At 60.3% G+C, this 330-nt stretch carries 1 pseudogene; it reads right to left on the bottom strand.

Features of this window, described 5'->3' with window-relative positions:
* Positions 1-330: pseudogene (locus AC0L2O_RS36540) on the bottom strand (NADH-quinone oxidoreductase subunit M); the annotation flags it as partial.

The raw sequence follows: 330 nt of genomic DNA, 5'->3' as shown, positions 1-330 counted from the left end.
CCGATGATCACGTACATCGGGATCAGCATCGCCTCCCAGAAGACGTAGAACAGGAACAGGTCGAGCGCACAGAACACCCCCAGCATCAGCGCCTGCATGGCCAGCAGGCTGACCATGAATTCCTTCACCTTGCGGTCGATCGCGACCCACGAGGCGAGCACGCAGATCCAGCCCAATAGCGCAGTCAGGAATACAAAGAGCGCGCTGATTCCGTCGATGCCAAGCGCGTACGTGATTCCGAGCGCGGGCACCCACGGGCGCGTCTCGGTGAACTGCATCTCGTGGGTAGTGGTGTCAAAGCCGGCCAGCATCACGATGCAGAGAGCAAAG

Source organism: Bradyrhizobium sp. Kon10, from assembly GCF_055807395.1.
Note: the sequence above shows the minus strand (reverse complement) of the source record. Positions and strands in the feature narration are given on the sequence as shown.